The organism is Herbaspirillum sp. VT-16-41, from assembly GCF_001994935.1.
GTDB lineage: Bacteria > Pseudomonadota > Gammaproteobacteria > Burkholderiales > Burkholderiaceae_D > Herbaspirillum > Herbaspirillum frisingense.
This window is the reverse complement of record NZ_MUXB01000070.1, coordinates 1-7692: the sequence shown is the minus strand read 5'-3', so window position 1 is coordinate 7692 and position 7692 is coordinate 1. Positions and strand designations below refer to the sequence as shown.

General features: G+C 50.1%; 13 protein-coding genes. All 13 read right to left on the bottom strand.

Annotated elements, in window-relative coordinates:
- Positions 1 to 155: 155 nt before the first annotated feature.
- Positions 156 to 707 (bottom strand): hypothetical protein, encoded by a 552-nt coding sequence (locus BTM36_RS04570; protein ID WP_077235379.1) that lies wholly within the window; start codon positions 705 to 707, stop codon positions 156 to 158.
- Positions 708 to 819: 112 nt separating this feature from the next.
- Positions 820 to 1182 carry a hypothetical protein gene (locus BTM36_RS04565; protein ID WP_139347070.1) on the bottom strand — a complete coding sequence of 121 codons (363 nt, stop codon included), beginning with the start codon at positions 1180 to 1182 and terminating at the stop codon, positions 820 to 822.
- 8 nt (positions 1183 to 1190) lie between these two features.
- Entirely contained in the window at positions 1191 to 1535 is a 345-nt protein-coding gene (locus tag BTM36_RS04560; protein ID WP_139347069.1) for a hypothetical protein, read from the bottom strand.
- A 6-nt stretch (positions 1536 to 1541) separates the two neighbouring features.
- Positions 1542 to 2060 (bottom strand): superinfection exclusion B family protein, encoded by a 519-nt coding sequence (locus BTM36_RS04555; RefSeq protein WP_077235376.1) that lies wholly within the window; start codon positions 2058 to 2060, stop codon positions 1542 to 1544.
- A 13-nt stretch (positions 2061 to 2073) separates the two neighbouring features.
- The gene (locus BTM36_RS04550) at positions 2074 to 2313 is read right to left on the bottom strand and encodes a hypothetical protein (RefSeq protein WP_077235375.1); all 240 of its coding nucleotides are present in this window, start codon (positions 2311 to 2313) and stop codon (positions 2074 to 2076) included.
- 26 nt (positions 2314 to 2339) lie between these two features.
- Positions 2340 to 2588, bottom strand: a complete 249-nt coding sequence (locus BTM36_RS04545; RefSeq protein ID WP_077235374.1) for a hypothetical protein — start codon at positions 2586 to 2588, stop codon at positions 2340 to 2342.
- Between the two features lie 222 nt (positions 2589 to 2810).
- Entirely contained in the window at positions 2811 to 3338 is a 528-nt protein-coding gene (locus BTM36_RS04535; RefSeq protein ID WP_077235372.1) for a hypothetical protein, read from the bottom strand.
- Positions 3339 to 3368: 30 nt separating this feature from the next.
- A complete protein-coding gene (locus BTM36_RS04530; protein WP_077235371.1) occupies positions 3369 to 3782 on the bottom strand; it encodes a hypothetical protein in 414 nt (137 codons plus the stop codon).
- A gap of 121 nt (positions 3783 to 3903) precedes the next feature.
- Positions 3904 to 4614: a hypothetical protein gene (locus tag BTM36_RS27645; RefSeq protein WP_139347068.1), complete on the bottom strand. Its 711-nt coding sequence runs from the start codon at positions 4612 to 4614 to the stop codon at positions 3904 to 3906.
- Between the two features lie 608 nt (positions 4615 to 5222).
- On the bottom strand, positions 5223 to 5450 hold the full coding sequence (locus tag BTM36_RS04515) for a hypothetical protein (RefSeq protein WP_139347067.1): 228 nt from the start codon (positions 5448 to 5450) through the stop codon (positions 5223 to 5225).
- A 473-nt stretch (positions 5451 to 5923) separates the two neighbouring features.
- Positions 5924 to 6682 (bottom strand): hypothetical protein, encoded by a 759-nt coding sequence (locus tag BTM36_RS04510; protein WP_077235368.1) that lies wholly within the window; start codon positions 6680 to 6682, stop codon positions 5924 to 5926.
- Between the two features lie 47 nt (positions 6683 to 6729).
- On the bottom strand, positions 6730 to 7056 hold the full coding sequence (locus BTM36_RS04505; protein ID WP_254426917.1) for a hypothetical protein: 327 nt from the start codon (positions 7054 to 7056) through the stop codon (positions 6730 to 6732).
- 468 nt (positions 7057 to 7524) lie between these two features.
- The coding region (locus BTM36_RS04500; protein WP_083747987.1) for an integrase core domain-containing protein at positions 7525 to 7692 on the bottom strand (168 nt) is incomplete at its 5' end.

The window sequence follows — 7692 nt, the reverse complement described above, 5'->3', positions numbered from 1 at the left end:
GCCTCGCGAGTTCAGACGGGCTGCAGCATCAGTAACTTAACGATGTCTGAGTGTCCTGAATTGCGGGGGCAACTACAATCATATTTATTCGACATTATTTCCTCTATGACCAGCTCTTGGCGATCGCCGCCGGTGCCGGGCTCTTTCCTAGATGTTTAGACTGTCTCAAGCGAACGCCCATTCAGCAGATCGTCCAGATGAAATTCCAAGTTGTCCGCGACCTTTTCTAGAACGAGAGGTAAAAAAGAAATTAGATCCGCAAATCCGGCTTCCGGACTGACAGGCCCTCCATGATAATGACGGCAATGGCTGAGAATGTCCTCACGCTCGTCCGAGGGAAGAAGTTGAAGCGGATCACGTGCACTGTAATCGTGTAGCGCCGACAAGTGAATAAACGCGCACCCAAACTTGTAGACTGATGCCGTCCAGCCATAAAGTTTTTGCGCAAAGTCGACCATCTTCCGATCAGTCACCGGCTCTCGCCCGATCTTCCACTTTCGGCCATAAACAGAGTCAGCAACCAACTGCTCGCGAACAGTTGGTTCCTGTCCGAGTAAAAAGATGACCCTTACCATCGAATCTAACTCTTGACGCAACACAGATACCATCAACCCATAAAGTTTGTTCGACCACAGCAATGCCATCGCCTGCTTGTGTTCTGCGGAACGTCGTTGGACTTGTCTGGCAAAAATCTCGATGTCGGACACAGCGAATTATCCTTCCTGGCAAGCACCCCACCAGCCCTCTCGATGCCCTTATCCCGTCGATGCGGGTCACGGGCAGATCTGTCATGCACCTGGTCGCTGGTGCCGTTTTTTCCTAAGCAGGTAAAGGGAAGGTGATACCTGGAAATTTTGGACGGATCAGCTCAAGAAGCCTATCAAATTGGTTTTTCTCCAAAAACCGTCCGGTTCCGTCACGTTTCCGAAAAAGCTCGGCTGTTCCAAGGTGCAAAGTACAGCCGATAAATCTATTTGAACCACCAACGCAATGAGCGTGAGGATTTGATGGATACGGATCTGCATCGTTTTTATGACCCCGCCACACCTCGCCCGCGACACGATAATCCTCTTCAAGAATGTAACGGCCATCCTCTTTTTGCCACTGCGACACGCCAACACAAATATCGACATATTCATCGGTATCGGCAAGCACCGTATGATCTTCTGCGTTCTCGCTCATAATTTTTCCTATCTCGCTGTGTCGCGCATTCCTGGAAGGGCATGGCGTCGCGCAGCTTCGTCTGCTGCAATCGCGCGAGAAACACCCATTGCCCATTCTTGGGGTAACAGAATGGCTTTGCCGCCGTACTCGACCACATAACCCACCCGCCCCATCCATGAAACCAAGCGATGCGTGTGGTCGTCGAGTTGTTCGACATTGCGCCAACAATCGTTCTCCATCGACCAATCATCAGGTTGATGGTCGGGGTAAATGTCAAATTTATAGTCACCGATATTCATTCTTGATTTTTCCTTGGTGTTATTCGACGTCAATTTTGGCGACGCACTGCGTGCAAAAGACTTGGTTTTCAACAGTGCTCATGTGCGATTCCTCATAAGCAATTCCGGCTCTGATGAAAGAATTTCTCTTGCCCACGGCTGCATATTGAACGGAAATTCGAGTCCATAAGAGACGGACGATGCCCTGTAAAGAATACCTTTTCCCTCAAGACCACGAACAGCGCCATCGTTGAGGCTATAGGTAACTGATGCGGCCTGCTCGCGAATATACGGGGTAAGAATTGCCTTTTCGTCCGGGGTCAGCGTCGTAAGCCATTTTCGCCTGACCTTGCGCATCCGTACTCCATCGAGAACCGCCGCGATGAAGCCGAATATCCATGAAAGTCCGTGGGCACATAGGAAAGCACATGACGCTAGAAGAGCGAGCCCAATCCACATGCGGTACTTAGTCAGCAGGTCTGTAAGTCCCGCTGCCGCAACCACAGTAGGCGGAGCATACAAAATTGCACCGGCACCAATAGCAACGGCCAGGAGCGGCTTTACGGCAATCTGTGCAACCGTCTTAATAGCATCTGAGACTTCGGCGACTATCCCCATAGATCAATTTTTCTTATCGGTTCTTTTGCGCAGCCGGACTCAAGGCATGTGCAGTGTGGCGAGCGTAGGTCGACACAGCGCGCCAGTACGCAGCCATCGGGCCTTTGCGCTTCGCCCATGATTTCTCGGCTTCTGTGTTCGCCTGGTCGCGAAGATCTCGCATCACGGCCTCCAGCGCCGCACGCTGCTCGCGCGGAAGCTCCAGCAGTGCGCGGCCGGCTGGCAAGTTCAACAGTGGATTCAGATAGCCCATGTCTTTCCTATGCGTTCACTCATTCACTAAAGATTCCAACTTTCGCGTACAACCGTGCGACCTTCATGATCGGTTTGTACTACCGATAATGTCCTACGAAAACCCTTGACCGCTGTATGATCGTGGACTTGAACCTTCACTTTTTCAGCGCCGTCCCTATTAAGGATCGTGTACAAGTTCACGTCTTCTTCTTGCATAAAACCTTTTGAATACGAACGGTCGAGCCGCAGTGTTTCACCGTCCTTCAAAACTACTTTTTCTTTCCAATCACTCATCGGATTCTCCTTTCAAATCATGCCAAAGTATCTCATCGATGCTTCGATGAGCGGACGCATCTTGTCAGGACATGGCTTTACCCGCTCCTTGGAACGACGGTTCGGAGCTGGCCGTGTCCGAATTCCGTTCAACTCTTTCACATGCGCGATCCAGCAGGACTGAACCGTAACGCCGTGTTTGGCTTTCACATGAATTTGCCTGTACGTGGCCATCTGGTCTTCCTATCTTTCCCGTCGACTTAGTAGGGCGATGTCGGCGAGGTCTCGTGCCATCCCCGCATTTGCTTGCGCTATGCCGCGCTCATCTAAACGTCCAGACGAGATCTGCGCCTCGTTTGTGGCTATGGCAATTCGCTTAGTGCAAATCAGATCCGCCACGCTTGGTATCCGTAAGGAACGACCGTTCCAAAACACATCTTCCCCGCCGGCAAATACGTCATCAAACGTTAACCCATCAATTGACGTTAACAAGTCAATTTCAGGCACCGTTGGGTTCGGAATAGGCACACGGACATTCGGCGTTCCCATGCGATCAAGGACGCCATCTGGGACGCCATATAGCTTCTTCAACGTTGCGCAGATTCCATTAGTACTCTCTTGATCCCGAGACACCCAGAGATCAAGATCCGCCGTAGCTCTTTCGATGCCCAATACCTGCATAGCTTTTCCGCCAATTAGCATGAAGCGCACCTTTAATTCTAAAAAGGTGCCCAAGAACCGCCCCTGCGCCTCTGACAAACTGAATTGCATTCGCTTCCCCTTCCATCCTGGCCGGTTTTCCTAGAAGGGAATGCTATCGTCACCCACTACGGCTGGCGGCGTCGAAGCATGTTGTTTCGCCGTCGTCTCCGGCCGTGCAATAGCTCGCGCCTTCAGTTCTGCGACACGCGGCGCCAAGCCGAACATGTCGACGCCAAGCTCAGGCGCGCAAAGTGCGCCAAGAAAATCGAAATCACTTTGCTCCATGGCCTGAGTGGTGAGAAGAAGAATGGCGCACGCAAACGCCAGGTCTTCTGATGAGGGCATGTCGGTCTGCCGCTGTTGTGCTGCATCCAGATAGCGGTCAATCGTCGACTTGGCATCATCAAATTGTTCATGAGATTTCTCATCGTTGGCATGCTTAAGCTCTGCTTTGACACGCGCGAACAACGCATCGCGGCCTTTCCGCATTAAATCTGCTTTATTGATCTTCACGCCCGTTTTCCTTCGTGACGGATGGCGCCGAGTAGAGCGCCCACGACACCTATGCAAGAACCCAGCAACACTTAGCAAGATCGACGGCCATATTTTCCTCTTTGATATGCGGAACCAAGTATTAAACCCAGTCTCCGTTCTTTCCGGAAAATTCTTTTCCCTCAAAGACCATTTTTGAGTAGTCCGACCAACTAGAAATCACGATGAATCTTTCGAGAGCGTCTAGAGCATGCTTCTTCGAAAGTCCTTGATACCCTTTTTCCAACACCGCATCCAATAGCGCCGCCGTAGCCAAAGTTACTGATTTCTCATGACTCAAAGTGGGAACTTGAAGAAAGGCCCCCTCCCCTAGCTCCTCTGGCTCGAAGCTATACTCCATATATTTCACCGTTCCCCTCAAGTGATAGTAAGGGTCACGAGGATTTTCATATGGATAAACCTTTGCATGTAAGCTTCCATGCGTCAGTGATCGCATACAAACTATATAGTTGACTGGGGCCGGTTTTCCATTTAACACGTCATGACTGAAAGTCTCTGTGTTTCCGCCATGCCGTAGTGGTCCACATCTACCAATGAACGGCAAATCGCCAAGGTTCTCTTTGAACAGTTTTTCCTCATGGGAGATTGCCTGCGACTCGTTTTTGTGAGTCCATATTTTGAGTATTTCGATTACAGTCGTCTTCGGCTCTTTCGAATACCGCTTTGCCACTGAGCCAGCACAATATCCGAACTTGAAGAAATCACCTGCCGTCGTGATTATGTGTATGTAGTAGGTTTTCCACCCTGAGTGTAGATCTTCTTGACCAGTAAGATTGCGTATATTCGCAGCCATAATAGGCACATCCTCCGCATTTAAACTCAAACAATCTATACGGCCCGTTTTCCTTTCCGGCCAGGCCGGATTTTTCCGTCCTATTTAATTGCTTGAAGGTGAGGCTGCGACCTTCCTTCGATAACTAACATAGCCGGGTGCATTTGCATCACCTCAAATTCCATGTCTTTGAACCACTGACGTTGGAAAATATTTGCTGGTGCTAGCGGCAGATCCAGGAAACCATTGTCTTCAGACCAGAACTTTCGGCTAATCGGGTGTGCAAAATCCAAATCCCATTCGCCGCCCGGTTACACACACACCACTAACTGCCAAGACGCATCGGGAGGGAGGGGCCAGCGATACCCCTCAGGAACGTATGGACTGCGTTGGCCGCTGTAATCTTTACCCATTGCCCCGTACACGAATGCACGAACGTGCCACATTGCGACCACTGAGCCTTTCGACTGCCATTTGCAAGCCAAGTGTTTAAACGCTTGCCTACGCAATGATTTCGGTAAGCGAACCATGTAACACGACATTCCTTGTTGATACCACGTCTCGAATGCATAGTTTGGGTAGCCTTCTGCATCTTAAGCCAGTGACATGAACTGCTTACGCATCGCCGGTTATTCCTCGACAAAAAATGCTTTCAGCAACCGCTCGTTCAAGGCCTGTGCTGTCACCGCCTCTTTCCAGCTTTCAGTGACCTGCGAATGTTTGAACCAGGACAGAGCAAGCTTCACAACCGCTGCGTGATCCTGGTTGTGTTTGTCAGCGAATTCGATTGCCGCAGCCCGGGCATCTTCCACAGTTTCAAGACGCATAGTTTTTCCTTGCGATGTGATCTGGCTCATATCCGTCCATACCCTTTTCAACCAACCATTCCTAGTACATCTCCCGCAGATCAGAAAGAAGTTGGCGATTATTAATGATCGCCCCTCTTGCTGGTTCTTATCCCAAACGGTGTTGAATGACTGATCGTATTTTCCCTCTGCAGCGAGCGACGAGGCCGAGGAAGTCGCGGAAGCCGGCACTATTGCGTTCGATCTAGATTTTCTCCGACGCATTGAAAACACAACGCAGAGGGCCGAAACAGAGCCCCTCGGACTTGTGAGACGGAATACTGACGATAGGAAGATAACCCGCAATTATTATCATAAATACAATTATCAAGACATATGGAGCCTGCGCGCGCGGTTGCCCCCACCCCGCGCCTGCCCGCTACATAGGTCGGCTTTGACTCAAATTTGCATCAGGCGCCGAAGCCCGCCCAGCCTGGCACGGCGGCTCCTCCGACGAGTATCAAATCTGACGCATTTTGACGCACCTAAGGGCCGTTTTTCACGGGTGATGGGGCCATTTGCCCCACGTCGCGCAAACGGGCTCTCACCTGGTCAAAAAGGGCCTCGTATCGCGGCATAAATTCCTTATCAAATTTTTCCAGATTTTCCAATGTGGAGCGGAACTGGTCGTGCGCCAGGCTTCGTTTCATCATCATGCCCTTCGCCAGCAGACATAGAGACTCCATCTCATCACCGACTTCCTTGTGAACAAAGACGCCATACTTTTTAAGGTAGATACGTGTTTCGGAGATTGCCACGTTTGCGTCATGCACTGCAATCCGGTCGAGCGTCTTCCAGAAGAGACTATTCCGCTCAAACGGCGTTGCTGCCAAAATTTCACGGCGGACGCCACCTTTTATGTGGTGGTCTTCGAATACGTCTTCCCAATCTGCATCCGAATGACCAGAAAGATCGCTTTGAATTTTGAGCGGAGCTTCGACAGTGCTGACTTTCACCATAACGTCGGACATCATTTCCCACGCCACGGTCATGGTCTCAAACTCCTTGGCCTGAATTTTAACTTTAGCGGCGAGAACTGAATCGACTTCCACCTTGAGGCGCGCGATAGTTAAATCCTGTTCATGCTTTAGATACTGCAGAGATTTTTGGAATCGACGGTCAAGCCATTTTTCCGTGAGCTTGCTACCAAATGCCCAAGCAGAAGCCAGAGCGGTTGGTATGCCGGCGAGCGCTCCCGCCACAAGCGCGGGCCAATTTTCGCTAAAAAAAGATGAAGTTGTCATCGCTCGGATCGTCCCGTTAAGCGCTAAGTATGGCCGAAAGCAGACTCTTACTTGTCAATGCAAAATCTTGGACGTGTGCGCTTGGTCTTATCAAATAAGCTATCAAACCAATACGCGGCCGGATTGTTTATCCAAGAAAAACGTTTTTTTTCGGCGAGAAAATAAAAGGGAGCAAGAGGGATCTGATAGCGAAATAAAAGGGAAAATAAATCCGATAACTCTTCCCGATTTAGTTTTTTCATTTCAATGCTGAGGATGAGATTGCGCCCAACGCCTTCCACCTTTTTTATCGCTCTATTCTCTTCAAATCCTCTGAACAAACGATCTTCGTCTCTGGGGTGGTAGAAATTACCCAGCGCAATTTCGACATCCATTTATTGTCTTTCCGAGTCCAAAAGATTAACTGACCGCTTCTGGCCGAAGCTGTGTAAAAACGTAGGAATTCTTAATCAATCGAAAAATCGACCTCTTAGATCGGCCTGCATTCAATTTTCTCGATGTCGGGAAGAGGCTCCCTACCCATGAATTTTCCAATGTTTTACGTTTTTACACAGCCTCGACCGATAGCGGACACGGCAAACTGTACCAGGGTCGGCGACGACATTCGCATTCAACAACGAAAAATCCGCTCCGCAATTCCAAATCGAGGAGCGTCCTTCTTGGCCTTGCGGGCTGTCGTTTTTTTGAATTGCGGAGCAAAAATCTCCCTAACCTATTGATTTTTATAATTTTCCTCGCAGATTCGTAATCAGTAGGTCGACGGTTCGATTCCGCCCATCAGCACCAATAGAATCAAGCACTTAAGCCAACTCTTCTGACCTGCGTCGGTAATTTGTAGCCAGTCAGGCAGTGAGTCGGTTGTCGATCATATTCGATTCTAGCCAGGCTCGACGGATCGTAGCTGGAGGTTGGTACTGATGTGCGCTATGCGGTCTGCGCTCGTTGTAGAACTGACGCCATCTTTCAATCAGCACTTTTGCCTCTGCCCGGCTGCGGAACCACTCCCGGTT

What these genes read in the sequence shown, in the direction of transcription:
- BTM36_RS04505 (WP_254426917.1), bottom strand. Translation starts at nt 7,056, where the DNA reads ATGGATGTCGAAATTGCGCTGGGTAATTTCTACCACCCCAGAGACGAA.
- BTM36_RS04550 (WP_077235375.1), bottom strand. Translation starts at nt 2,313, where the DNA reads ATGGGCTATCTGAATCCACTGTTGAACTTGCCAGCCGGCCGCGCACTG.
- BTM36_RS04555 (WP_077235376.1), bottom strand. Translation starts at nt 2,060, where the DNA reads ATGGGGATAGTCGCCGAAGTCTCAGATGCTATTAAGACGGTTGCACAG.
- BTM36_RS04535 (WP_077235372.1), bottom strand. Translation starts at nt 3,338, where the DNA reads ATGCAATTCAGTTTGTCAGAGGCGCAGGGGCGGTTCTTGGGCACCTTT.
- BTM36_RS04545 (WP_077235374.1), bottom strand. Translation starts at nt 2,588, where the DNA reads ATGAGTGATTGGAAAGAAAAAGTAGTTTTGAAGGACGGTGAAACACTG.
- BTM36_RS04515 (WP_139347067.1), bottom strand. Translation starts at nt 5,450, where the DNA reads ATGAGCCAGATCACATCGCAAGGAAAAACTATGCGTCTTGAAACTGTG.
- BTM36_RS27645 (WP_139347068.1), bottom strand. Translation starts at nt 4,614, where the DNA reads ATGGCTGCGAATATACGCAATCTTACTGGTCAAGAAGATCTACACTCA.
- BTM36_RS04565 (WP_139347070.1), bottom strand. Translation starts at nt 1,182, where the DNA reads ATGAGCGAGAACGCAGAAGATCATACGGTGCTTGCCGATACCGATGAA.
- BTM36_RS04510 (WP_077235368.1), bottom strand. Translation starts at nt 6,682, where the DNA reads ATGACAACTTCATCTTTTTTTAGCGAAAATTGGCCCGCGCTTGTGGCG.